The sequence below is a fragment of the Kitasatospora sp. NPDC056800 genome, from assembly GCF_042789775.1.
In the GTDB taxonomy this organism is placed as follows: domain Bacteria; phylum Actinomycetota; class Actinomycetes; order Streptomycetales; family Streptomycetaceae; genus Kitasatospora.
In genome coordinates this window covers 11,513-35,969 of sequence record NZ_JBHUAL010000082.1, presented here as the reverse complement: position 1 = coordinate 35,969, position 24,457 = coordinate 11,513, and the positions used below count along the sequence as shown (strand labels likewise).

The window sequence follows — 24,457 nt, the reverse complement described above, 5'->3', positions numbered from 1 at the left end:
CATGAGGACCTCCTCGTGCGGCCGGGCCGGCCGCTTTCGTTCCCGGGGCCGCCCGGGGTGTTCGAGCGATCGAACGAAGCGTCAACTCCGGTGTCCCGCAGGGTGGTCGCCGGGATCTCCGGGCGCCTCCGGGGCGCCATGCTGGCGGACGGTCAGCGCCCGGCCGGTCCGGCGGTCGGGCGGGCCGGGAGGCGAGGAGGCCGGATGGCGGTCCGCAGCGGGGGCGTGGCGGGGGAGACGGCCGGGCGGGAGCGGCCCGGGGCGGGCGGGGTCGACCGGCTGAAGGCGGACTCGGTCGGCCTGGTCGGCGTGGTGTTCATGGCGCTCGCCACCGCCGCCCCGATCACCGCGATGACCGGCAACCTGCCGATCATCGTCGGTCAGGGCAACGGCGCGGGCGCGCCCGCGGCGTACATCGTGGCGACCGTGGTGCTGACGGTGTTCTCGGTCGGCTACGTGGCGATGGCCCGGCACATCACCGCGGCCGGCGCGTTCTACGGCTACGTCTCGCACGGGCTGGGGCGGGTGGCGGGGATGGCCTCGGGGCTGCTCGCGGTGCTCGCGTACGTCGTCACCGAGGCCGCGGCCCTCGGCTTCTTCGCGTACTCGCTGCGCGGGCTGGTCCGTTCGCAGCTGGGGGTGGACGTCGGCTGGGGCTGGTACGCGCTGTTCGGGGCGGCGGTGATCGGGGTGATGGGCTGGTTCGACCTGCATCTGACGGCCAGGGTGCTCGGGGTCGCGCTGGTGCTGGAGATCGGCGTCCTGTCGGCGGTCTCACTGGCGGTGCTGCTCTCCGGCGGCGGGCCGGACGGTCTCGCGGCCGGGACCCTGAACCCGCTGAACGCGCTGAAGGGGGTGGGGAGTTCGGGCACCTCGGCGGCCGGGCTCGGACTGTTCTTCGCGTTCTGGTCCTGGGTGGGCTTCGAGTCCACCGCGATGTACGGCGAGGAGTCCCGCGACCCGAAGCGGGTGGTGCCGCGGGCCACGCTGATCTCCGTGATCGGGGTCGGGCTGCTCTACGTCTTCGTGTCCTGGATGATCGTGTCCGGCAACGGCGTCGAGCGGGCGGTCGCGGTGGCGGGCGGCGCGGTGCCGGGCAAGGACGGCAACAGCCTGTTCTTCGACCAGCTCGCCGCGCACCTGGGGGCCTGGGCGGTGAAGGTCTTCCAATGGCTGGTCGTCACCGGCTCGTTCGCCTGCGCGATGGCCTTCCACCAGTGCGCGGCCCGGTACCTGTACGCGATCGGGCGGGAGGGGCTGCTGCACCCGGCGCTCGGCCGCACCCATCCGCGGCACGGCTCGCCGCATGTCGCCTCGGTCACACAGTCGGTCATCGCGGTGGGGCTGGTGGCGGGGTTCCTGGCGGCCGGCATGGACCCGTACGCGCACCTGTACACGCTGCTGGCGCTGCTCGGGACGATGGCGATCCTGGTCGTGCAGACGCTCTGCTCCTTCGCCGTGGTCGGGTACTTCCACGTGCGCGGACGGCACCCGGAGACGGCGCACTGGTTCCGGACGCTGGCCGCGCCGCTGGCGGGCGGGGTGGCGATGGCCGGGGTGGTGGTGCTGCTGGTGCTCAACCGGGACGCCGCGGCGGGGGAGGCGGCGCACACGCTGCTGTTCCGGCTGATCCCGTACCTGGTGATCGGGGTGTTCGCGGGCGGGGTCGGGCTGGCGCTCGCGGTGCGCCGGTGGCGGCCCGGGCTGTACGCGCGGATCGGGCGGGTGGTGCTGGAGGACGCGGTCGAGCGGTGACCGGGCCGGGGCCGCGGTGGCCGACGGGCCCGGGCGTTCGCGCCGGGCGGGCCCGGGTTCAGCGCCGGTGGACCGGCAGGCCGTACTGGGCGGCGGCCAGCAGCTCGTGCATCCGGTGGCCGAAGTCGTCGGTGTCCCGGGCGGGTTCGGGGAAGACCAGGCGGACGTCGCGGTGGCCGTGCGAGTGGTCCAGGCGCAGCACCAGGCCGTGGCGGTCCAGGGCGAGCGGGCGGACCTCCGGGGCGTGGGCGAGCACGGCCGGGTCGAGCAGCCGGGTGAGGACGTCGAGCGCCTCGGCGTGGTCGTCGGCGAGGTGGGTGAGCAGCATGGCCTCGTACCGGGCCAGCGGGTCGGGGGTGGCCAGGGCGAGGTCGGCGGCGGTGATCGCGCCGGTGGCGTACGGGGTGGCGAGGACGGCGTGGGCGACGTCCACCCGCAGGTGCACGCCGAGGCCGTCGTCGGTGAGGTGGGCCGGCCGCAGTCGGCCGGCCAGGGTGAGGCGGGCGCGGACGCGGTCGCGGACGGCGACGGGGGCGATGTCGGTGACGTCGAGGACGACGGCGAGGCCCTCGGCGGCGCCGACGGCGGCCGTGGTCAGCGGGTCGTCCAGGGCGGCGCGCAGCCGCAGCCGGGAGCCGTGCACGGAGACCTGGGTGTCCAGGTGGTGGTGCTCGCCCAGGGCGCGGACGGTGAGCGAGGAGGTCGTGCTGAGCAGGCTGTGGATCCGGTCGGCGGTGCTGGGCTCGGGGACCTCGGTGTCGCCGGTGGGCAGGCTCATGGACGGACCTCCAGTTAGTTAGGTGAGCCTAACCTAATGTGCGGCTGGGGGTGTGGCAAGCAGGCGGTGGGGCGAGCGGGCGGGCCCGGGCAGGCGGAAGGGCCCGGACGCGCGGGTGGCGTCCGGGCCCTTCCGTCGGGCGGGGCCGGGTCAGCCGATGACGGCCTGGGCGTCGATCTCGACCAGCATCGGCTCCTGCGGCAGCTCGACGAAGACGGTGGTGCGGCACGGCTTCACGCCGCCGGGCTTGATGTTCTCGTCGATGAACTCGGCGTAGACCTCGTTCATCAGCGGGAAGTCGGCGCGCTTGGTGAGGTAGACGCGGAACATCACCACGTCCTCGATGGTGGCGCCGCCGGCCTCGACGATGGCCTTGACGTTCTCCAGGGTGCGGCGGGTCTGCGCCTTCACGTCGCCGTGGTGCAGGTACTCGCCGGTGGCCGGGTCCTGCGGGCCCTGGCCGGAGACCTGGAGGAACGGGCCCTTGCGGACGCCCTGGGAGAACATCCAGGCGGGGGCGGGGGCGCCGTCGGTGCGGATCTCGGTCTTCTCGGAGGTCTGGGGGTGCTCGGCGGACATCGGGTTCCTTACGTTGTGTGACGGTTCGTCAGTTGTGGTCGGGGCGGCCGCAGTCGGCCGAGACGGCGCGGGTGGTGGCGAGCAGCTGCGGGAGCAGGTCCAGCACCTGCTCGTACGGCAGGACGACGTCCGGGACGGAGATCGAGGCGGCGGCGACCACCCGCCCGCTGGCGTCCCGGACGGGCGCGGCCACGCAGTTGATGAAGGACTCGTGCTCGGCGTGGTCCTGCGCCCAGCCCTGGGCGGCGACCCTCTCCAGCTCGGCGAGCAGCGCCTCGGGGGTGGTCAGGGTGCGCTCGGTGTGCCGGACGAAGTCGATCCCGGCCACCACCCGGCGCCGCTCCGGCAGCGGCAGGTCGGCCAGCAGCACCTTGGAGACGGCGGCGCTGTGCAGGGCGGCGCGCAGGCCGATCCGGGAGTACATCCGCACCGGGTGGCGGGAGTCGAACTTGTCGATGTAGACCACCTCGCCGCCCTCGTACGCGGCCAGGTGCACGGTCTGGCCGGTGGCGGCGTTCAGCTCGGCCAGGTGCGGGGCGGCGATCCGGCGCACGCCGCGCTGCTCCAGGGCCAGACCGGAGAGCGCGAAGAGGCCGGCGCCCAGGTGGTAGCGGTAGGCCGCGTCGCGATAGACGAACCGTTCCTCTTCGAGGCTCTGCAGCAGTCGGAGCACGGTCGTCTTGTGGACGCCGAGCACCTCGGCGAGCTGGTCGAGGGAGCGCTCGCCCTCGCCGAGCTCGGCGAGGATGCGCAGGGCGCGGGTGACGGTCTGACTCATCGTGCTCCGCTTCGAGGGCTGGGGTTCCCGCTCATTGTGCCCGGGCCCGGTCGGCGGACGACGACCGGTCGGCGCACGGCGTCCGGTCGGTCGGGCGTGCGACGCCGGCGGGCAGGGACGGGCCGGTGATGCCCTCCGGGGTGACCCGGGTGGCGGCCCACTGGGCGGGGGAGGCGTCGAGCAGGGCGGCCACCACGGCGGCGTCCGGCAGCTCGGCCTGGTCGCCGGGGGCGGTCAGCGCGCAGGCGGCGCTCAGGTGGCCGAGCCGCAGCCGGCGCCGCTGGTCCAGGCCCCGGACGGTGCCGGCCAGGTAGCCGGCCGCGAAGGCGTCGCCCGCGCCGGTGGCCTCGACCACCTCGACCGCGAGGGCCGGCTCGGTGACCGCCGTACCGTCCTGCTCCAGGGCGGTGACCTGCCGGGCCGCGTCCTTGACCACGACGGTGGCCGGGGTGGGGAAGCGGCGGCGGAGCTCGGCCGGGTCGCCGGTGCCGAAGGCGGTCTCGGCCTCGTCGGCGCCGAGCAGCAGCAGGTCGGCGGCGTCCAGCAGCGGCGGCAGGACGGCCGGGTCGCGGTCGAGCCAGAGCGAGGGGCGCCAGTTGAGGTCGAAGCTGACCAGGCGGCCCGGACGGCGGTCGGCGAGCAGGGCGCGCAGCAGGGCCAGGCAGTCGTCGGAGAGCGCGGCGGTGATGCCGGACAGGTGCAGCAGCCGGGCGCCGGCCAGCAGCGCGGCGGCGGCCGGGTCGGCGAGCAGGCCGGGGGAGAGCGCGGCGGCCGCGGAGCCGCGCCGGTGGTAGTGCAGCCGGCTGCGGCCGGGGCCGAGGTCGTGGCGGTCGCCGGTGGTGCCGCCGACCTCCTTCAGGTAGAGCCCGGTCGGGCGGTGCGGGTCGACCGTGACCGCCGAGACGTCCACGCCGCGGGCGGCGACCTCGGCGAGCAGCCGGCGGCCGAAGCCGTCGTCGCCGACCCGGCTGATCCAGGCGGTCGGCACGCCGTGCGCGGCCAGCGCGCCCGCCACGTTGGACTCCGCGCCGCCGACCGAGAGCCGGAAGTTCTCCACCGACTCCAGCGGGCCCGGGCGGTCCGGCAGCAGGACGGCCATCGACTCGCCCACGCACACGGCCGTCGGGGGAGCGCCGGGGCGGGTCGGGCCCTGGGTGTCCTGTCGCGGCATGTGCGGGGCTCCTCGTCTGCGGCCGTTCCGTCGAGAGCGGGCCCACCGGGCCGACTCCGTGGCGCGTGAACGCCGCGTTCGTCCGTGAGCACCGCGTTCTCCGCGAGCACCGCACGTGAGCCGACCCCGTCGACCGGGAGTCCGGTCCGTTGACCGTGATCCGGCGCCGATGCTAGAACCGTGTTGCCAGCATGTGCAACCCTCGTTGCGCATGTTGCAACCTGTGCGGATGGAGGAACACGGTGGAGCAGACCTTCGCAAGCAGCGGTACCGGGCCGGGGATCGCCCGGGGAGCGGTGGCGGCCCTGGCCGACGAACCGCTCGACTGGCGGTTCAAAGCCGCTCCGCCGCAGTCGTGGGGCCGCAGCACGCGGGAGTGGCTCGCCACCGGCCCCACCCTCTCCTCGCTCGGCACCCCGCTGCTCACCCTCGACGGCGCCGCCCTCGACCACAACGTCCGCACCATGGCCGACTGGTGCGCCAAGGCGGGCGTCGCGCTCGCCCCGCACGGCAAGACCACCATGGCGCCCGCCCTCTGGCAGGCGCAGCTCGACGCCGGAAGCCACGGCATCACCCTCGCCAACCTGCCGCAGGTGCGGATCGCCCGGGCCTTCGGGGTCCAGCGCATCCTGCTCGCCAACGCCCTGCTCGACCCGGCCGGACTGGCCTGGCTCGCCGACGAGCTCGCCGCCGACCCGGACTTCGCCTTCCTCTCCTGGGTCGACTCCGTCGAGAGCGTGCGGCTGATGGACGAGGCGCTGCGCGCCGCCGGAGCCGAACGGCCGGTCGAGGTGCTGGTCGAGCTCGGCGGCCCCGGCGGGCGGACCGGCGCCCGCGGTGCGGACGCCGCCGTCGAGGTCGCCGCCGCGGTGCTGCGCGCCCCCACCCTGCGGCTGGCGGGCATCGGCGGCTACGAGGGCGCGATCGCGCACGACGCCTCGGCCGAGGGACTGGCCGCCGTCCGCGGCTACCTGCGGGAGCTCGGCGAGCTGCACGGCCGGCTGGCGAGCGCCTACCCGGACGGCGCCCCGCCGGTGGTCTCGGCCGGCGGCAGCGCCTACTTCGACCTGGTGGTCGAGGAGTTGGCGAACCTGCCGGAGTCGTTCACGGTGCTGCGCTCGGGCGCGTACATCGCCCACGACGACGGCTTCTACCGGGGCATCTCGCCGCTGGCCCGGGACGGCGGGCGGACGCCGTTCCGCGGCGCGCTGCACGGCTGGGCCCGGGTCGTCTCCCGGCCCGAGCCGCAGCTCGCGCTGCTGGACGCCGGCAAGCGCGACCTGCCCTTCGACGAGGGCCTGCCGGAGCCGCAACGGGTGCGCGGCGGCGCCGAGTTGACCGGAACGGCGGCCCGGATCACGGCACTCAACGACCAGCACGCCTTCCTGCGGGACGCGGGCGACCTCGCGCCGATCGGCGCCGTGCTGCGGCTGGGCGTCTCGCACCCCTGCACCGCCTTCGACAAGTGGACGGCGATCCCGGTGCTGGACTCCGCGGACGCGGCCGAGCCGAAGGTCACCGGCCTGGTCAGGACGTTCTTCTGATGCCCGGGGAGAGAGCGGCCCGCGGGGGCGCGACGGTCTTCCGGGGCGCCACCGTGGTGGACGGCACCGGCGCGGAGCGCTACCGGGCGGACGTCCGGATCGCCGACGGCCTGATCGTCGAGATCGCGGAGATCGCGGAGATCGCCGAGTCCGGTGAGGGCGGCGGGACCGGCGGGATCGGCAAGGGCCTCGGCGCGGCCGAGGTGGTGGACGCCGACGGGCTGGTACTGGCCCCCGGCTTCATCGACATGCACGCCCACTCCGACCTCGCCCTGCTGCGCGAACCCGAGCACCCGGCCAAGGTCACCCAGGGCGTCACCTGTGAGGTCCTCGGCCAGGACGGCCTGTCCTACGCCCCGGTCGACGATGCCACGCTGCCCGCGCTGCGCCGCCAACTCGCGGGCTGGAACGGCGATCCGGACGGCTTCGACTGGGACTGGCGGGACGTCGCCGGCTACCTCGACCGGATCGACCGCAGCGGCGTCGCCGTCAACGCCTGCTACCTCGTCCCGCACGGCACGCTGCGGATGCTCGTCATGGGCTGGGCCAACCGTCCGCCCACCCCCGGCGAACTCGACCGGATGCGGCAGGTGCTGGCGAAGAGCCTGCTGGACGGCGCGGTCGGCATGTCCAGCGGCCTCAGCTACACCCCCGGGATGTACGCGGACACCGCCGAGCTGGTCGAGCTGTGCACCGTCGTCGCGGCCTACGGCGGCTTCCACGCCCCGCACCAACGCTCTTACGGCGAAGGGGCGTTGGAGGGCTACGCGGAGATGGTGGAGATCGCCCGGCGGAGCGGCTGCGCGCTGCACCTGACCCACGCCACGATGAACTTCGGGGTCAACCGGGGCCGGGCCGGCGAGCTGCTGGAGCTCCTCGACCGGGCGCTCGCCGACGGCGTGGACCTCACCCTGGACAGCTACCCCTACCTGCCCGGCTCCACCACCCTGGCCGCCCTGCTGCCGAGTTGGGCCACCGAGGGCGGCCCGGCCGCGACGCTGGCGCGGCTCGACGACCCCGCGCAGTGCGCGAGGATCCGGTACGAGGTGGAGGAGAAGGGCAGCGACGGCTGCCACGGAGTGGTCACCGACTGGGCGACGATCCAGATCTCCGGCGTCGGCTCGGCCCCGCTCGCCGGGACGGTCGGCCGCACCGTCGCCGAACTGGCCGTCGAGGAGCGGCGGACCGGCACCGAGGTCTTCCTGGACCTGCTGCGCCGGGACGGGCTGGCCACCACCATCCTCCAGCACGTCGGGCACGAGGAGAACGTCCGGGCGATCATGCGCCACCGCGCGCACACCGTCGGCAGCGACGGACTGCTGGTCGGCGCCCGGCCGCACCCGCGCGCCTGGGGTACCTTCCCGCGCTACCTCGGCCACTACAGCCGGGAGTTGGGAGTTCTCACGCTGGAGGAGACGATCGCCCGGATGACCGGCCGCCCCGCCGCCCGGCTGGGGCTGGACCGGCGGGGCCGGATCGCCCCCGGCCACCACGCCGACCTGGTGCTCCTCGACCCCGGGAAGGTCCGGGACGCCGCCACCTTCGAGGACCCCCGGCTGCCCGCCGAGGGCATCGAGTACGTGTACGTCAACGGCAGCGCCGTCGTCCGGGAGGGCCGCACCACCGGCGCCCGACCCGGGCGTGCCCTGCGCCGAACCGACCGAGGAACCCTGGCCATATGACCGAGCCGTCCGCCCCGACCGACCCCACCTCCGACCCCTCCGTTCCGACCGGGCTTTCCGTCCTGCGCGACGAACCGGTGATCGCGGTGGTCCGCGCACCCCGGATCCCGGACGCCGCCGCGCTCTGCGCCGCCCTCGCCGAGGGCGGTATCAACCTGACCGAATTCACCTACACCACACCTAATGTGACGGACCATCTGCTCCGGGCCTCGAAGGCCGGCTGGCGGGTCGGCGTCGGAACGGTGCTGACCGCCGAGCAGGCGCGGCGCGGGGTCGAGGCGGGGGCGTCCTTCCTGGTCACCCCCGGCTGCCGCCCCGAGGTCGCCGAGGCGGCGGCCGTCGCCGGGGTGCCGGTGGTGCTCGGGGCGCTCACCCCGACCGAGGTGGCGCACGCGGTGGACCTCGGGGCCGCCGCCGTCAAGATCTTCCCGGCCCGGGCGTTCGGCCCCGGCTACTTCAAGGACCTGCGCGGCCCGTACCCCGACGTGCCGCTGGTGGCCTCCGGCGGGGTGAACGCGGGCAACGCCGCAGAGTTCCTGGCGTACGGCGCGCTCGCGGTCTGCGCGGGGACGGACGTGGTGCCGCCGGACGTGGTCGCGGCGGGGGACTGGGCCGAGATCACCCGGCGGGCCCGGGCGTTCACGGCGGCCTGCACCGGGGCGGCGGGGGCGTAGCGGGCCGTCGACATCTGCGGTGGGGGCGCAGTCGGGCCGTCGGTGTTCGCGGCGGGGCATCGGCGTCTGCGGCGGGGCGAGGCGGGCTGTCGGGACGGCCGGGATTGGACGAGAATCGGGGGCACCCGGCTCGGCCCCGGCCGAGCCCGTCCCGGCCCAGCCCCTCCCCGCCCGGCCAGCCCCGGGCCCCGGACCCGGCAGGAGGAACCGCCCATGACCTCGACCCGCCCCGGCCCCGACTGGCTCGCCGACGCCGTGCTGTACCAGATCTACCCCCAGAGCTTCGCCGACTCCGACGGCGACGGCATCGGCGACTTCGCCGGCATCGCCGAGCACCTGGACCACCTCGCCTGGCTCGGCGTCGACACCGTCTGGCTCAACCCCTGCTTCGCCTCGCCGTTCCGCGACGCCGGGTACGACGTCGCCGACTACCTCACCCCGGCCCCGCGCTACGGCAGCACCGAGGACCTGGCCGCCCTGGTGGAGGCCGCCCGCGGCAAGGGCATCCGGGTCCTGCTGGACCTGGTGGCCGGGCACACCTCCGACCGCCACCCCTGGTTCCTGGCCTCCGCCGAGGACCCGTCCGACCACCGGTACATCTGGTCCGACCACCCGGTGGACGGCTTCGTCGCCTCGCCCGGCAGCCGCCCCGGCTGGTACCTGCCGAACTTCTTCGACTGTCAGCCAGCGCTCAACTTCGGCTACGCGCGCGGCAGTTCCGAGGAGCCCTGGCGGCAGGCGGTGGACGCGGACGGCCCGCGCGCCAACCGGGCGGCGCTGCGCGCGATCATGGCGCACTGGCTCGGCCTCGGGGTGTCCGGCTTCCGGGTGGACATGGCCTACTCGCTGGTCAAGGACGACCCGGGCAAGGTGGAGACCGCCAAGCTCTGGACCGAGCTGCGCGACTGGCTGGACCGCGCCCACCCCGAGGCCGTCCTGCTCGCCGAGTGGGGCGACCCGGCCGCCGCCGTCACGGCCGGCTTCCACGCCGACTTCTTCCTGCACTTCGGCGGCGCGGACCACGGCCTGCCGCTGCGCTCGCTCTGGAACAACAACGGCGGGACGGTCGAGGAGTTCTGGCACCAGGAGGCCTGCTACTTCGAGGCCGAGGGCCGGGGCACCCCGCAGCCCTTCCTGGACGCCTGGCGCTCCGCCGCCGAACTCACCGAGGGCGGCGGGCAGATCGTGCTGCCCACCGCCAACCACGATTTCTCCCGGCTGGCCACCGGTCCGCGCACCGCGGAGCAACTCGCCCCCGCCTTCGCCTTCCTGCTCACCTGGCCCACCCTCCCGGCGGTCTACTACGGCGACGAGATCGGCATGCGCTACCTGCCGGGCCTGCCCGACACCGAGGGCAGCGTCCTCGGGCCGCGGTTCAACCGGGCCGGCTCGCGCACCCCGATGCAGTGGACGCCCGGCCCCACCGCCGGTTTCTCCAGCGCCCCGCCCGAGCGGCTGTACCTGCCGGTGGACCCGGACCCGCACCGTCCGGACGTGCTCTCCCAGCGCGCCGACCCCACCTCGCTGCTGCACACCGTCCGGCGGCTGATCGCGCTGCGCCGGGCGCACCCGGGGCTGGGCGCGGCCGGCGGGGTGGAGGTCCGGCACGCCGGCTACCCGCTGGTGTACACCCGGGCCGGGCGGTACCTGGTGGCGGTCAATCCGCGCCGGGAGCCGGCGTCCGTCCGGCTGCCGGGCCTGCCGGAGGGCGTCCCGTCGGCGCCGGGCGTCCGGCCGCTGGAGGTGCAGGGCGTGCGGGTCGCGGACGGGGAGCTGTGGGCGGACGGGTTCTCGTACGGGGTGTTCGAGCTGGGCTGAGCGCGGGCGGGGTAGCCGGGCCGCGTACGGGTGCGGTAGCCGGGCCGAGTGTGGCGGGGAGCCGGGTCCTGTTCGGGGCCCGGCTTCCGATCGGTGTCGGATAGTTGTAAGCTACATCGATAGATGGTTGCATTTACCACCCTCATTGGTTGCATTTGCCACCTTCATGATCAAGCTGACAGACACGCCACCGGAGGACGGTACGAACGCCATGAGCACACCCCGGAACCCCGCCGCAGCGCCCACCCTGGGGCACTCGCTCAAGCACCTGGCCATCCACCTGATCACCCCGCTGCTGATGTGCCTGGGCATGGCGCTCGCCTACCAGGGCGCCTTCCACCAGCCCGAGCCCCACCACCTCAAGGTGGCGGTGGTCGGCACCACGCCGCAGGCGCAGGGCCTGGCGCAGGCCATCCAGGGCAAGGCCGGGAACGCGCTCGACGTCCGCACCGTGGACGACCGGGCCGCCGCCGAGCAGCAGCTGCGCGACCGGGACCTGGTGGGCGCCTTCGTGCCGGACGCCAAGAGCCCCGAGCTGATCGTCGCCAAGGGGAACTCGGACACCTCGGTGGTGGCCGCCACGGCGGTGTTCACCAACGTCACCGACCGGCAGGGCGTGCCGCTGCGCGTCACCGACCTGACCACCCCGGCCGCGGGCGACCCGACCGGACAGGGCCTGTTCTTCCTGCTGGTCGCACTGAGCATCGGCTCCTACGCCAGCGTCGCGGTGATCGGCGCCGCCGGCGCGGGGCTGAGCATGGCGGTCCGGGCGCTGGTCGGGGTGGCGGTCTCGCTGGCGGTCAGCGTGATCGGCATCGTCACCGCCGGGCCGGTCTTCCACGTGGTCGACCACGACTACGCGGCGATCTGGGCGCTGGGCTGGCTCTACTCGGCGGGCATCGTGCTGATCGGCATCGGCCTGCACAGCTTCCTGAAGAAGTGGACCACGCTGGCCCTGATGGTGCTGTTCGTGATGCTGAACTTCACCTCCTCCGGCGGCATCTACCGGCCCGAGCTGCAGAACGGGTTCTTCGGCGGCCTGCACGGCTTCTGGACCGGCGCCGGCTTCCTGGAGGGCGCGCGCAGCATCATGTACTTCGACGGCGGCGCGGGCCTCGGCGGGCACGTCGTGACCCTGCTGGTCTGGCTGCTGCTCGGCGGGGCGGCCCTGGTGGCCGCGGCGATGTACGAGGGCCGCGGGCGCCGTCCGGTCGAGACGCCGGCGGAGGCCGAGGAGGAGATGGAGGAGGCGGTCGCGGTCTGACCGCGCCCCTCGGAAGGCTTCACCGGGTGCCACGGGCATCGGCACCGGGTGGGGATCGGCGGCCCGCGCCCGGCCCTGGACAAGCCGGACGCGGGCCTCGGCGTCCCCCCGTACGCGCCTGGCGGTACGCCGCCTGCCCGATGAGGGCCTAGCCGACCACCAGGGTGTGGATCTCGCCGGTGCCCGTCGGGGTCACCCTGGCGTGCGGGTGCGGTGCGGGGTGCTCATGGGCGGTCCTCGGGGTCCTTGTCGTACGGGTCGGTCGGGGCGGTCGGGGCGTCCTGGTCGTGCGGGGCGTGTCGGTCGTGCGGGCGCTCGTCGTGCGGGGCGTCCAGCCAGGCGGTGAGCTCGGCGGTGTGCTCGCCGAGCCGGGGCGGGGGCAGGTGGTAGCGGGGCGGGGTGCGGGAGAGGCCGATCGGGTTGGCGACCAGCTCCAGCGGGCGGCCGTTCGGGCCGGGCAGCGGCGCCCGCGGGTGCAGGCCGAGCGAGTCGGCGAGGGCGAAGGCCCCGGCCAGGTCGTTGACCGGTCCGCAGGGCACGCCGAGCGGGGTGAGGACCGCGAACCACTCGGCGGCGGTGCGGCGTTCGAGCCGGGCGGTGAGCTCGCGGGCCAGCGCGCCCACGTGCGCGACCCGGTCGGCGTTGGTGGCGAAGCGCGGGTCGGCGGCCAGCTCGGGGGCGCCCACGCCCCGGCAGAGCGCGGCGAACTGCCGGTCGTTGCCGACCGCGACGACCAGCGGGCGGTCGGCGGAGGCGAACACCTCGTACGGGGCGATGGAGGGGTGGCGGTTGCCGAGGATGCCGGGCACGGCGCCGGCCAGGGTGTAGCCGGCGGACTGGTTGACCAGGCCGGAGAGCAGGGTGGAGAGCAGGTTCAGCTCCACCAGCTGGCCCCGGCCGGTGGCCTCGCGCTCGCGCAGCGCGGCCAGCACGCCGACCGCCGCGTGCAGTCCGGTCAGGACGTCCACCAGCGCGACGCCGGTCTTCACCGGCTCGCCGGGGGCCGGGCCGGTGACCGACATCAGGCCGCCGACGGCCTGCACCAGCAGGTCGTAGCCGGGCAGTCCGGCGCCCTCGCCGGAGCCGAAGCCGGTGATCGAGCAGTAGACCAGCCGCGGGTTGAGCGCCTCGGCGCGGTCCGGGCCGAGGCCGTGGCGGGCCATCGTGCCGGGGCGGAAGTTCTCCACCAGTACGTCGGCGCGGCGGACGAGTTCGACGGCGCGGGCGTGGTCGGCCGGGTCGCGCAGGTCGAGGGTGAGGGAGCGCTTGTTGCGGTTGACGGAGAGGAAGTAGGTGGCCTCGCCCTGGGCGTGCGGCGGGCCCCAGGCGCGGGTGTCGTCGCCGGTGCCGGGCTGCTCGACCTTGATCACGTCGGCGCCGAGGTCGGCCAGCAGCATGGTCAGGTAGGGCGCGGCGAGGACCCGGCCGAAGTCGGCGACCAGGACGCCGTCCAGCGGGAGCCCGGTCACGACCGCCCCCTGGCCGCCCCGGCCGCGGCCGTCGCGTCGCCGGTCGCCGCGCCACCGGCCGTCGCGTCGCCCGAGGGGGCGTCGCCGCGCAGGTGCGGGCGGGCCAGCAGGAGGTAGAGGCCGCCGGCCGCGAGCACGACCACCGCCGAGAGCAGCACCAGGTAGTTGTCGTACCAGGCGGCGTCCGGGGTGCGGCCCCAGCAGATGTTGACGATCGCGGCGACGCCGTAGACCAGCGCGCCGATGTTCACCGCCAGGCCCCAGCGGCCGAGCCGGAAGTCCCCGCTCGGGCGCCAGCCGCGCAGCCGGGCCCGCAGGGCGGCCAGCACCACCATCTGGAAAGCCAGGTAGATGCCGATGCTGGAGAAGGAGATGATCTTCGTGAGGGCGCCCTCGGAGAGCGCCGAGGCACCGACGATGATCACGCCGGGCAGCGCCGCAGCGAGCAGCAGCGCGTACGGCGGCACCCGCAGTCGGCCCGAGACGGTGGCCAGCAGCCGGCTGCCCGCGATCATCCGGTCCCGGGCGAAGGAGTACGCGAGCCGGCTCGCCGCCGCCTGGAGGCTCAGCACGCAGGACAGGAAGGAGATCAGCACCACGCCGATCACCACCCGGGCGCCGGCCGCGCCGAAGGCGTCGTGCAGCACCTTGGCCACCGGGTCCTTGTCGTCGCCGGAGACCACCGCGCCGATGTCCTGGATCGACATCACCAGGGCCAGGCTGACCCCGATCGCCGCCGCGCCGCCGACGTAGATGGTGCGCCGCATCGACTTGGGGATCTGTCGACCCGGGTCGGCCACCTCCTCGGCGACGTCGCCGCAGGCCTCGAAGCCGAAGAACAGGAAGACCGCGATCAGCCCGGCGGCCAGGAAGGCGTCGGCGTAGTTCCCGTCGCCGCCCGCGCCGAAGCGGTCGAAGACCACGCCGAGGCCGTGGTAGCGGTGCGTCAGCAGCAGCCAGGCGCCGACCGCCAGGGCGCCGAGCAGCTCGGCGGCGAAGCCGAACATGGCCGCCGCCGACAGGACCCGGGTGCCGCCGAGGTTGATCACGGTGGCGAGCGCCAGCAGGCCGAGCGCGCACCAGACGGTCGTCGCGGTGCTCGGCTCGACGCCCAGGAGGGCGGCCACGTACGGGCCGGCGCCGTAGGAGACGGCCGCGATGGTGGACATCAGCGCCAGCAGGTACACCCAGCCGGTCAGCCAGCCCCAGGTGCGGCCCCAGAGCCGGCGCGCCCACGGGTACACCCCGCCGGCCACCGGGAACTGGGCGACCACCTCGCTGAACACCAGGGCCACCAGCAGCTGGCCGAGGCCCGCGATCAGGAAGCTCCAGACCATCGGCGGCCCGGCGGTCTGGAGCGAGGTGGCGAAGAGTGTGTACACGCCGACCACGGGGGAGAGATAGGTGAAGCCGAGCGAGAAGTTCGCCCAGAGGCTCATATCGCGCTTGAACTCGGAGGTGTAGCCGAGGGCGGCCAGCCGTTCGGCGTCCGGGTCGGGGGAGTGGGCGGTGGCACGGGCAATGGCATCGGTCATGACCTGCTCCTGGGAACGTGTCGTGATGCGTCGTCAGGACGCGTCGTTGTGACGCGTCGTCGTGATGCGTGGGGGAGTGCTGCGGGGTGCTGTTCGGGCCGAGGCTGCGGGAGAACATACGAGATTGAGTTTCTAGCGGCAAGGGTGCGCGCTCGACCGGGAGGTACCCTGCGGGAAACATCCGGTCGGACGGTGATCCGGCGACGGCGGTTCGGAGACGCTCATCCGGCGGTGGGTGATCCGGCGACGGGCGACCCGGCGACGGTGATCGAGGAGGGGGCGGTGTGACGACCATCGGCAGTGCGACCTCGCTGCTCAGCGCCGTCCTCGCGCCGCTCGCCGACCTCGGTCGCGCCGACGCGGTGGCCCGCCGGATCACCGAGGCGATCGCCCTCGGGCTGGTCGCGGACGGGGACCAACTGCCCAGCGAGAACGACCTCGCCGACCAGCTCGGCGTCGCCAACGGCACCGTCCGCGAGGCCCTCGCCCTGCTCCGCGAGGCCGGGCTGATCGAGACCCGGCGCGGCCGCAACGGCGGCAGCTTCGTCCGCACCCCCGCCGAGGGCTCCCAGCACCTCCAGCTCGCCCGGCTGCGCGACCTCGCCACCGTCGACCTGCGCGACCTCGGCGACGAGGAGCTGGCCGTCTTCGGCACCGCCGCCCGGCTCGCCGCCGAACGCGCCCCGGCCGACCTCGGCCCCAGGCTCACCCGGCTGGTGCACGACCTGCGCGACGCCGCCGGGCCCGCCGAGCGGTGCCGCGCCGACGCCCGCTTCCACATCGAACTCGCCGTCGCCGCCCAGTCGGTGCGGCTCACCCAGCTCGCCGTCCGGCTCCAGGCCGAACTCGGGCCGCTGCTCTGGCTGCCCGCCCCGCACGGGCCGGACCAGGCGCGCTTCGCCGAGCAGCACCGGGAGATCCTGGTCGCGGTGCTGGCCGGCGACGCGGCCGGCGCCCGGGCCGCGGCCGAGGCGCACGCGGTGGCCTGCGTCCACCATCTGGTCCGGCGGCACCTGGAGTTGGCGGACGACGGCTGAGCCGGGGCCGGTTGCTCCCGGAACCCGTTGTTCCCGGAGCCGCCCCTCGCCGGAAGTCCGTTGCCGGGGCCGCCCCTCGCCGGAAGTCCGTTGCCGGAAGCCCGTTGCCGCCGGAACCCTCCCTCGCCGCCGGAGCCGTCATGACCAGCGCGTCCAGCCCCGCCCTGCCCGTTGCCCGAGCCCGCGGCGGGCCCGCCGCCGTCGAGCGCTGCGCCCGACGGGTCGCCGCAGCCGTCGACGAGGTGCTCGCCGAACTGGACGGCCTGCGGGCGGCCGCGGCCGACTGCTGGACCCGGGCGGCTGCCGAGGGCCGCCGGCCCGGGGCCGCCGAACTCGCCGCGGTGCGCGGGGCGGTGGGCGAACTGCTGGCGCGGCCCGGCTCGCGCTGGTTCGGCTGCGGAGCGGTCGTGGCACCCGGCGCGCTCGCCGACGCGGACCTGCACGCGGAGTGGTGGTACCGCGGCGCGCGCGGGGCCGGGGAGCGGCGGCTGCGCCTCGTGCTCGACCCGGCGGACGCCGAGTTCTACGACTACCGGGCGCTGCCCTGGTTCGCCCGGCCCCGGGACGAGGGGCGGGCCGTGGTGGCCGGGCCGCAGGTCGACCTGCTCTGTGCCGACCGGTACGTGCTGTGCTGCGCCCGGCCGGTGGTCGTCCCGGGCGCCGGCTTCGTCGGGGTGGCGGCCGGGGACGTCCCGCTGGCCGCGCTGGAACGGCTGCTGGTGCCGCCGCTGCGGGAGCTGGCCGGTGAGGCCGCGCTGCTCGACGGCGAGGGGCGGGTGCTGGCCGCCACCACCCCGGCCCTGCCGGTGGGTTCGCTGGCGCGCGGGCTGCTCGCGGACCCGGCGGCAGAGCGGGCCGGGGTGCCGTCGGCGGCGGTGGACTGGACGGTGGTGCGCGGCTGACGGGTGACCGGACGGTGCCGGCAAGCCGATATGACCTTCATTTGTGAAGGTATTAGCCGTTCCGCTTCCCGCGGCCGGGCGGCGTGCTGAAGCAGCAGTCCCCGCAGAGACCGGCGCCCGGGCCCAGCCGGTAGTAGAGGCAGCAGCTGTTCCGGCGGAACGCCGTACCGCGCGGCCCGGTGCGCAGGGTACCTGACCCGGCCAGCGGCGGACGGTCCAGCAACTCCGCCACCAACGCCCTTGCGGCGACCGGCGCATGGGCGTCCAGGATCCGCAGCGTCCCGGCCAGCGCGGAGGCGGCGTTGCCGAGTAGCAGGCGGCGGGAGAGCGGGGCGGCCGCCCGTACGGCCGTTGCCAGCGGCTCCAACTGGCCCAGCAGGACGGCCTCGTGCAGCTGGTCGGCGAGCGTCCCGGCGGTCGGCCCGGCGGCCGTCCCGGAGGACGGAACGGCGGATGGAACGGCGGACGGAACGGCGGGCGGCCGGACGGGCTCCGGCGGGGTCCACAGGCCGAGCGGGCCCTGGTCCGGGATCCGCACCCAGGCGTGCTCCAGGGTCGGGACCGTCCCCAGCAGGACGGCCGAGCCCAGGCCCACCGACCAGAAGCGGGCGGCCAGTCCCAGGTGCAGGATCGAGGCGGCGACCCGGGGCTCGTCGGTGCCGAGTCGCTGCGCCACCACCCGCAGCCGCGCCGCCAACGGCGCGTCCGGCCCGGTGCCGTACAGCTCGGCCAGCGGCCGGAAGCCCTCGGGCGGACGGTCGGCCGGTGCGGTGTCCAGCGCGAAGTACGGCCCGACGGCGGCGAGTCGGGCGTAGTCCGGCGGCCGAAGGCCGGGTGCGGGGTTCAACGGCCGTCCCCTGTGCGGTCGTTGAACCCCGCACCCGCCCGCGGCGGGGTGGTCGGATGGTCGAGGGGCATCGGGGCCTCCAGGTCTGCGGGTGCTCGGGCGACCATGCGCGTCGCCCCGGTCGGACCCGAGCGGCCCGGGAAGGCCTGGTCGGCCGGGTGTCAGCCGCGCACGGAGAAGTCACCACTGGTCGTGCGGATGAACGGTACCGTGCCCTGGCAGTCCGAGACCGGCTGGCCGAACACGCCCCAGACCCAGCCCATCCGGTCCCCGCGCCGCCCGTTGTCCTCCACCGAGAGCGCGACCTTCTGACCGGTCAGCTCCAGGCCCGGGAACCACGGCGCCTCGCTCCTGGTGATCACCCCGGTGGCGATCGCCTCCCGGCCGCCGACGGCCAGGCAGGTGATGTCGCCCTCGAAGTCGGCGACCAGCCGGCCGTCGGTGTGCACGTGACGGACGTGGAAGTGGCCCGCGGTGCCGCGCGGATCGGTGTTGGTGGAAGTACGGGCGTCCACCGAGATCTGCACCGGGTCGCCCTCGAAGCCCTGGAAGGCCGTGGTGAGGACGGTGTTGCCGGTGCCGCGCACGCTCACCGGTCCGAAGCCGCCCGCGGGGTCGGCCGGTTCCGTGGCGGACGCCTGTGCGGCGGGGACCGGTGCGGCGACGGCGGCCGGTGCGGCGACGGCGGCCGTCGCGGTCAGCAGGAGGAGCGAGACGGCGGCGGTGGCGAGGCGGCGGTTCATGGGGGTGGGTTCTCCTTCGGGCTCGGTCGTTCCGGTGCCACTCAGCATGCTTCCGCCCGGCCGCGCGGACCTCCCGCTGCGGAGGGGAGTTGACGGTGGGCCGCTCCTCCCCGGGAAGGAACCGGCCTCCCCCGGGAGAGCTGCCCCCTAGGCTCGGTGGGTGCGCACCGAAGCCCGAACCAGCTCCGCCCGACCCCGCTCCGCCCGGATCCGCCGGCCGCTCGCCGCCGTCTCCGCGCTCGCCCTGCTGGCGCCCGTCCTGCTGGCGCAACCGGACGCCCGGGCAGCGGCCGCGCTGCTCGCCCTGACGGCGGCGTTCGCCGCGGTGGTGGCGCTGCTGCCCTGGCCCGCCGGGCGGATCACGCTCGGTGCGGCGGTCGGTGCGGTGGCCGGGGCCTCGCTGCTGGTCGACCTGGTCTACCCGGGGCCGTACCGGCTGCCCGCGTTCTGGCTGCCGTTCGAGTGGCTCGCCCTGCTCGGGCTGCTCTTCCGGGCCGTCCGCGGGCTGTCCGACCGCCGGGTCGGCCCGGTCGGCGGACTGCTCGGGCTCGCGGCGGTGCTGCTGCCGCTGCGGTTCTCCCTGCGGACGCCGCAGGGCGGTGCGGCCTGGTCGGTGGTCGGGGTGCTGCTCTCGCTGCTGCCGCTGCTCGGTGTCGCGGGGGCGGCCCTCTACCTGCGGGTCCTGGACGCCCGACGGGAGCGGGCGGTCGCCCGGGCCCGGCGCGAACAGCGGCTGGAGGTGGCCCGGGGGCTGCACGACTTCGTCGCCCACGAGATCACCGGCATCGTGCTGGAGGCCCAGGCCGGTCAACTCCCGGACCAGGAGCCGGAGGAGACCGCCGTACTGCTGCGGCGCCTGGAGGAGGCCGGGCTGCGGGCGCTGGACTCGATGGACGAGATGGTCGGCGCCCTGCGCGAGCCGGGCGGAGAGGGCGGCCGGGACGGCCGGTCCGAGACGCCGGATCGGGAGGAGGAGTCCGACGGCGCGACCACCCGCCGGCTGGGCCTGGCCGACCTCCCCGAACTGGTCACCCGCTTCGGCGCCACCGGTGCCGGCGGCACCGCCGGTGCCCCGCGCGCCACCGCCGAGCTGGCGCCCGAGACCGCCGGCCGGCTCTCCGCCGAGGCCGAGGCGACCGCGTACGCCGTCGTCCTGGAGGCCCTCACCAACATCCGTCGGCACGCGCCGCAGGCCACCGAGGTCATCGTCCGGGTGGCCCCCGGCACGGACGGCGCGGTCGAGCTGACCGTCACCGACGACGGCGGCCCGTCCCGCAGGCCGCTGCTGCGCCGCCGCCCCGGCGCCGGCGGCACCGGCCTGGCCGGGCTCACCGCCCGCGCCGCCGCCCACGGGGGCTCGCTGACCGCCGGCCCGGGCATACCCGCGGGCTGGCGGGTCAGCTGCTCCCTGCCGGGTCGCTGAGGCACGCGCCCTGCGGCGTCGGCCGGCGCGGCAGGGCTGCCCCGCTTCCGGGTGCGTCGCGCTCAGTGGCCCCGGCCGCCGCCCCGGGTGCCGCGGGGGCGGGTCAGGGTGAAGCGGTCGACCGGGACGAGGTCCCCGTACGGCCCGCTGACGGAGTAGTAGGTGACGCCGATCGTGGTCTGCCCGTTGCGTCCGCCCGGGTCGACGTCGAAGGAGGCGAAGCCGTACGGGTTGTCGGCGTCCCGGAAGGCGGACCAGGGGGCGTCCTCGATCACGTACACCGGCGGGCGCTTGCCGGTGGCCGGGTCGACGGCGCCGACGCCGGTGATCACCCGGGCCTTGGCGGGGCTGAAGAAGAGCTGGTTGGACGGGGCCGAGGTGCCGCCGCCGCCGATGACCATGTGGACGGTGCCCTTGGTGGTGTCGATGGTCTCGGTGCCGGTGGCGACCGGGATCGGGGTGCGGGTGTCGGTCGGCTGCTGGCCGCGGATCGGGTGCGAGCGCTCGTAGTGGTGCTCGTGGCCGCAGACCACCAGGTCCACGCCGTACTTGTCGAACAGCGGCACCCAGGCCTCGCGGACGCCGAGGTCGGCGCCGTTGAACTTGTCGGCGGTGGAGATCACCACCTGGTGCATGCAGACCACGATCCAGTCGATCCCCGGGTCCGCGTTGGCCGCGATCAACTCCCGTTCCAGCCAGCGCTGCTGGGCGCCGCCGGAGTAGCCGTGGACGTAGCTGCTGCCGCCGTCCTGGTAGGCCACGTCGTCGTTGTTGAGGCTGATCACCCGCACCGAGCTGGCCGTGAACGAGTACCACAGGCCGCGCGTCTCCGCGTCGGAGCGGGCGTCCGGCAGCTCGAAGTACGCCTGGTAGGCGCCGTAGCCGATCGGGCCGTTGCCCTTCTCGTTCTCGTGGTTGCCGGCCGCGGGCATCCAGGGGCGGTGGCGGGCCGAGCGGGTGTTGTTCTCGAACCAGTCGGACCAGGTGCGGACCCGGTCGGTGGCGATGTTCGCGTAGCAGAGGTCGCCGTTGAGCAGGTGGAACAGCGGGGCGATCCGCTCGACCCCGGCGGTGGTGTCGCCGGCGGCGGGGCTGCCGAGGTTGTCGTTCACGTAGCCGTTGGCGGTCTTCTTGCCGAGGGTCGGGGTGCCCTGGTCGCCGAAGCTGGTGAAGGTGAAGGCGGACCGGCCGCGCGGGGCGGTGCGGACGGTGCCGAGTTCGGGGGTGGTGCCGTCGTGGACGGCGGCGTAGACGTAGTCCGTGTCGGCGCGCAGGCCGGTCAGCCGGGCGTGGTGCGTCTGGACCTCGGTGCCGGACGCGGCGTCCCGGTAGGTGCGGGTCGCGGCCTGGACCGTCCGGCCGAAGCCGCCGTTCGAAGTCCCGTATACCACCCGGGGGTTGCCGACGGACCGGGTGGTGTGCCAGGAGACCACCACCTCGCGGGAGGCGTCCGAGCCGAACTGGAGGTGGAGGCCGGCCACCCGCGGCGCGCCGGAGCGGTCCGGCCGCTGCCAGAGCACCGGGGAGGCGGCGGCGGGGGCGGCCGAGACGCCGGAGAGGGACACGGCACCGCCGAGGCCGACGCCGGTCGCCCCGGCCAGGAGCCCGCGCCTGCTGACGGGGAGACGTCCACTGGAATCGTTCATGGCGGCCAGCCCACCGGACGAAGGTGAACCGAGCCGGGTCCGCCGCGTGAACTTTCCCGTCCGTCACCCGTGCGTCACACTGCTGGGCGTGACGAGGACGAACGGCGACGGCCCGCGGGTGATCCGCACCCTGATCGCGGACGACCAGGAGGCCGTACGGCGCGGTGTGCGGCGGATCCTGACGGCCCAGCCGGACATCGAGGTGGTGGGCGAGGCGGCGGACGGGCTCGCCGCGCTGGAGCTGGCGGCCGAACTGCGGCCGGACGTCGCGCTGGTGGACATCCGGATGCCGCGGATGGACGGACTGGAGCTGACCCGGCGGCTGGCCGGGCCGGGGGTGGCGGAGCCGGTGCGGGTCGTGGTGCTGACCACCTTCGACCTGGACGAGTACGTGTACCCGGCCCTGCGGCACGGGGCGTCCGGCTTCCTGCTGAAGCGTTCCGGCCCGTCGCTGCTGGCCGAGGCGGTGCGGGCGGCGGCGGACGGGGAGAGCCTGATCAGCCCGTCGGTCACCGTCCGGCTGCTGCGGCACGTGACGGCGCCGCGCCGCCCGGAGCGGCGGCGGCCGGCGCCGGTGGTGCCGCTGACCGAGCGGGAGGTGGAGATCGCCGGGCACGTCGCGGCGGGCCGCACCAACGCGGACATCGCCGCGGAGCTGTTCATCTCGCCGGGGACGGTGAAGACCCACGTCGCCAGCATCCAGCGCAAGCTCGGGGTGGCGAACCGGGTCGGGATCGCGGTGCACGCCTGGGAGATGGGCTGGGCGGCGCAGGAGCGGTAGCAGGGGTGCCGCGGAGACGGGTGCGCGCCCACGGGGCCGAGGGGATGCTCCGTGGACGCGCGGAACCTACGAGGTGGGGGTGGCCTCCGGACGTGACGTCCTCCGGCCGGTAGTTCGATCGTCGACCGAGGTAGTCATCCAGCGTCGGACCCTGATCCGTCTCGATCCGTCGCCACTGCCTCCTGCGGTCGAACTCCTTCAGCTACCTCGCAGGTCCATCTCCCATCATGCGCCTCCTGCGGGCTGTGCACCAGGGGTGAACGGTATGAATCCAACCAATTTTCGCAACTCGGGCAATCCGGGGTTAATCGGCTGGCGGGACTGTCGGGCGACGAGACCTCCGTCAGGAGCGCGGCCAGCCGTCCACGAAGGTCAGCGTCCGCTGGTACGGCCCGTCGGGCCCGGTGCTGCGGTACTCCTCCGTGCTGCCGCCGGTCCGGACGGTGCGGTCCCCGTCGTGCCGCCGGGCGGTGGGGCGCAGGGTGCGGTCGACGGTGGAGCGCTCGGTGACGTGGCCGCCGGTCGCCGCGGTGGCCTCGCGGTGGTAGCCGAGCTCCATGGCGGTGGTCTGGTCGGTGTTCCCGGCCGCGTCGCGGCTCACCCGGTAGCTGACGTCCAGCGGTTCGCCCTCGTGCACGGTGGTGGTGCGGTGCGGGCCGCCGCCCCAGGTCGCGGTGGTGCGGGTGAGGTCGGTGCCGTTGTGCAGCGTCACGTCGTTGCCGCCGTCGCGCAGTCGCTGGGCGGAGCGGAAGGCGAGCTCGTCGCGGACCTCGGTGGTGATCCGGCCGTGCGAGGTCTGCACCCAGCCCCGGGCGAGGTCGTCGCGGGCGGCGGTGACCGTCCAGTCGCCGCTGCCGCCGCCGTGGTCGGCGAGGTCGGTGGCGACGGTGGCCTCCGGGGCGACCCGGTGGTCGGTGAGCTGGCCGGTGGTGCGGGCGGCGCCGTGGTCGGTCTCGGCGAAGAGGTTGACCTGGCCGGTCCAGACGTCGTTGCTCTGCGCCTCGGCGGTGTTCACGGTGACGCCCACGCTGTGCGGCCGGCCGTCCAGCAGCAGTCCGACGTACGGGGTGAGGTCGAGCCGGTAGGCGGGCAGGTCGAAGGCGAAGACGCCGGGCACGGGCCGCCAGAGCAATGGGTCCCAGCCGCCGGTGTAGATCACCGGGTACGGCCAGACCGCGCCGGCCACCCGGCCGTCCACGGTGAGCCGCAGTTCGCGGAACGGGCCCTTGCCGCAGATGCCGCTGCCGGGGTTGGCGGCGGCGAAGGCGTCCGGTGCGGAGGCGTAGGCGAACTCCTCGCAGGCGCCGCCGCCCCGGGCGTAGACCTCGGCGGTGAGGCGTTCGAGGTTCTGCGGGAAGACGAGGTCGCGCCCGGCGGCGGGGGCGGCCTGGGTGAGCCCGAACGGGCCGGTGGTGAGCAGCCGGTCGGCGGAGCGGGCGGCCGGCCAGTGCGCGTCCGCGGTGTAGAAGGTCAGCTTCGCGCTGATCGTGAAGACGCCGGTGTAGGTGGCGTCGGTGACGTTGGCGAGGTCGAAGGAGAACTCCTGCGGGCCGCCCGCGAAGAGCGGGGCGTAGCGGGTGACGTCGTGCTCGACGTTCCAGGCGATGCCGTCCTTGGACGGCTCCGGGGTGGAGGAGAGCAGCACCTGGACGCCGCCGACGCGGACGCTGAAGATCCGGTCGAACTGCCGCCCGGCGACCTGCCCGTGGAGGTCCATGACCACCGCGGACCAGGGGCCGGCGCAGTCGGCGGGCGGGGCGAGGGTGGCGTTGTACGGGGTGTCCGGCGGGTTGCCGTACCCGTTGCGGAACTCGCGCTCGTGCATCACCTCGACGGTGCAGGAGCGGGTGTCGGGGCGGGTGAGCGGCTTGGTGGCGGTGACCGGGTCGTGGTAGTCGGTGCCGAAGTCGGCGTGGGCCGGGGCGGCGGCGGTGAGGGTGCCGGCCAGGGTGAGGACGGCGGCGCCGATCAGACCGGCGGTGCGGCGGAGCAACGGGCGCAGGGCCAAGGCGGGTTCCCGGGGTCGGGCGG

The 24,457-nt window shown here is 75.1% G+C and carries 20 protein-coding genes; 10 read left to right on the top strand and 10 right to left on the bottom strand.

What is annotated here, in order from left to right; translation table 11 throughout:
- Window positions 1-204: 204 nt before the first annotated feature.
- Complete coding sequence (locus tag ACFRQN_RS19540) at window positions 205-1,755, top strand: APC family permease (RefSeq protein WP_380741342.1); 1,551 nt, start codon at window positions 205-207, stop codon at window positions 1,753-1,755.
- A gap of 58 nt (window positions 1,756-1,813) precedes the next feature.
- Here the strand turns inward: ACFRQN_RS19540 and ACFRQN_RS19535 are convergent, their stop codons facing one another.
- From ACFRQN_RS19535 to ACFRQN_RS19520, 4 genes are all read right to left on the bottom strand, one after another.
- On the bottom strand, window positions 1,814-2,533 hold the full coding sequence (locus ACFRQN_RS19535) for a DUF2470 domain-containing protein (protein ID WP_049652387.1): 720 nt from the start codon (window positions 2,531-2,533) through the stop codon (window positions 1,814-1,816).
- Window positions 2,534-2,683: 150 nt separating this feature from the next.
- On the bottom strand, window positions 2,684-3,112 hold the full coding sequence (locus tag ACFRQN_RS19530) for a RidA family protein (protein WP_380741341.1): 429 nt from the start codon (window positions 3,110-3,112) through the stop codon (window positions 2,684-2,686).
- Window positions 3,113-3,140: 28 nt separating this feature from the next.
- Window positions 3,141-3,890, bottom strand: a complete 750-nt coding sequence (locus tag ACFRQN_RS19525; protein WP_380741340.1) for an IclR family transcriptional regulator — start codon at window positions 3,888-3,890, stop codon at window positions 3,141-3,143.
- Between the two features lie 31 nt (window positions 3,891-3,921).
- Complete coding sequence (locus tag ACFRQN_RS19520; RefSeq protein ID WP_380741339.1) at window positions 3,922-5,061, bottom strand: sugar kinase; 1,140 nt, start codon at window positions 5,059-5,061, stop codon at window positions 3,922-3,924.
- A gap of 242 nt (window positions 5,062-5,303) precedes the next feature.
- Between ACFRQN_RS19520 and ACFRQN_RS19515 the strand changes: the two genes are divergently transcribed.
- The 5 genes from ACFRQN_RS19515 (at window position 5,304) to ACFRQN_RS19495 (ending at window position 12,043) form a co-directional block, all read left to right on the top strand.
- Window positions 5,304-6,605 (top strand): amino acid deaminase, encoded by a 1,302-nt coding sequence (locus ACFRQN_RS19515; RefSeq protein ID WP_380741338.1) that lies wholly within the window; start codon window positions 5,304-5,306, stop codon window positions 6,603-6,605.
- Window positions 6,605-8,287: an amidohydrolase family protein gene (locus ACFRQN_RS19510; RefSeq protein ID WP_380741337.1), complete on the top strand. Its 1,683-nt coding sequence runs from the start codon at window positions 6,605-6,607 to the stop codon at window positions 8,285-8,287. The genes ACFRQN_RS19515 and ACFRQN_RS19510 overlap by 1 nt, the downstream gene beginning before the upstream one ends.
- Complete coding sequence (locus tag ACFRQN_RS19505; protein ID WP_380741336.1) at window positions 8,284-8,961, top strand: bifunctional 4-hydroxy-2-oxoglutarate aldolase/2-dehydro-3-deoxy-phosphogluconate aldolase; 678 nt, start codon at window positions 8,284-8,286, stop codon at window positions 8,959-8,961. The genes ACFRQN_RS19510 and ACFRQN_RS19505 overlap by 4 nt, the downstream gene beginning before the upstream one ends.
- A 213-nt stretch (window positions 8,962-9,174) precedes the next feature.
- Entirely contained in the window at window positions 9,175-10,779 is a 1,605-nt protein-coding gene (locus ACFRQN_RS19500) for an alpha-amylase family glycosyl hydrolase (protein WP_380741335.1), read from the top strand.
- 211 nt (window positions 10,780-10,990) lie between these two features.
- Window positions 10,991-12,043: a hypothetical protein gene (locus ACFRQN_RS19495; RefSeq protein ID WP_380741333.1), complete on the top strand. Its 1,053-nt coding sequence runs from the start codon at window positions 10,991-10,993 to the stop codon at window positions 12,041-12,043.
- A gap of 224 nt (window positions 12,044-12,267) precedes the next feature.
- On the opposite strand, the gene ACFRQN_RS19490 is transcribed toward ACFRQN_RS19495, so the two are convergent.
- Complete coding sequence (locus ACFRQN_RS19490; RefSeq protein WP_380741343.1) at window positions 12,268-13,440, bottom strand: CaiB/BaiF CoA transferase family protein; 1,173 nt, start codon at window positions 13,438-13,440, stop codon at window positions 12,268-12,270.
- A gap of 68 nt (window positions 13,441-13,508) precedes the next feature.
- Window positions 13,509-15,047: an APC family permease gene (locus ACFRQN_RS19485; RefSeq protein ID WP_380741331.1), complete on the bottom strand. Its 1,539-nt coding sequence runs from the start codon at window positions 15,045-15,047 to the stop codon at window positions 13,509-13,511.
- A gap of 284 nt (window positions 15,048-15,331) precedes the next feature.
- On the opposite strand from ACFRQN_RS19485, the gene ACFRQN_RS19480 reads away from it, so the two are divergent.
- Window positions 15,332-16,084 (top strand): FadR/GntR family transcriptional regulator, encoded by a 753-nt coding sequence (locus ACFRQN_RS19480; RefSeq protein WP_380741330.1) that lies wholly within the window; start codon window positions 15,332-15,334, stop codon window positions 16,082-16,084.
- Between the two features lie 140 nt (window positions 16,085-16,224).
- Window positions 16,225-16,986 carry a cache domain-containing protein gene (locus tag ACFRQN_RS19475; protein ID WP_380741329.1) on the top strand — a complete coding sequence of 254 codons (762 nt, stop codon included), beginning with the start codon at window positions 16,225-16,227 and terminating at the stop codon, window positions 16,984-16,986.
- A 52-nt stretch (window positions 16,987-17,038) separates the two neighbouring features.
- Here ACFRQN_RS19475 and ACFRQN_RS19470 read toward each other — a convergent pair whose 3' ends face one another.
- Window positions 17,039-17,833 carry a (2Fe-2S)-binding protein gene (locus ACFRQN_RS19470; RefSeq protein ID WP_380741327.1) on the bottom strand — a complete coding sequence of 265 codons (795 nt, stop codon included), beginning with the start codon at window positions 17,831-17,833 and terminating at the stop codon, window positions 17,039-17,041.
- Between the two features lie 161 nt (window positions 17,834-17,994).
- Entirely contained in the window at window positions 17,995-18,576 is a 582-nt protein-coding gene (locus ACFRQN_RS19465; RefSeq protein WP_380741326.1) for a hypothetical protein, read from the bottom strand.
- A gap of 160 nt (window positions 18,577-18,736) precedes the next feature.
- Here ACFRQN_RS19465 and ACFRQN_RS19460 point away from each other — a divergent pair, with 160 nt between their 5' ends.
- Complete coding sequence (locus ACFRQN_RS19460; protein ID WP_380741325.1) at window positions 18,737-19,999, top strand: sensor histidine kinase; 1,263 nt, start codon at window positions 18,737-18,739, stop codon at window positions 19,997-19,999.
- Window positions 20,000-20,061: 62 nt separating this feature from the next.
- Here the strand turns inward: ACFRQN_RS19460 and ACFRQN_RS19455 are convergent, their stop codons facing one another.
- The gene (locus ACFRQN_RS19455; protein ID WP_380741324.1) at window positions 20,062-21,645 is read right to left on the bottom strand and encodes a purple acid phosphatase family protein; all 1,584 of its coding nucleotides are present in this window, start codon (window positions 21,643-21,645) and stop codon (window positions 20,062-20,064) included.
- Window positions 21,646-21,733: 88 nt separating this feature from the next.
- Here ACFRQN_RS19455 and ACFRQN_RS19450 point away from each other — a divergent pair, with 88 nt between their 5' ends.
- A complete protein-coding gene (locus tag ACFRQN_RS19450; protein ID WP_380741322.1) occupies window positions 21,734-22,426 on the top strand; it encodes a response regulator in 693 nt (230 codons plus the stop codon).
- A gap of 343 nt (window positions 22,427-22,769) precedes the next feature.
- On the opposite strand, the gene ACFRQN_RS19445 is transcribed toward ACFRQN_RS19450, so the two are convergent.
- Window positions 22,770-24,434: a peptide-N4-asparagine amidase gene (locus tag ACFRQN_RS19445; protein ID WP_380741321.1), complete on the bottom strand. Its 1,665-nt coding sequence runs from the start codon at window positions 24,432-24,434 to the stop codon at window positions 22,770-22,772.
- Between the last annotated feature and the right edge of the window lie 23 nt (window positions 24,435-24,457).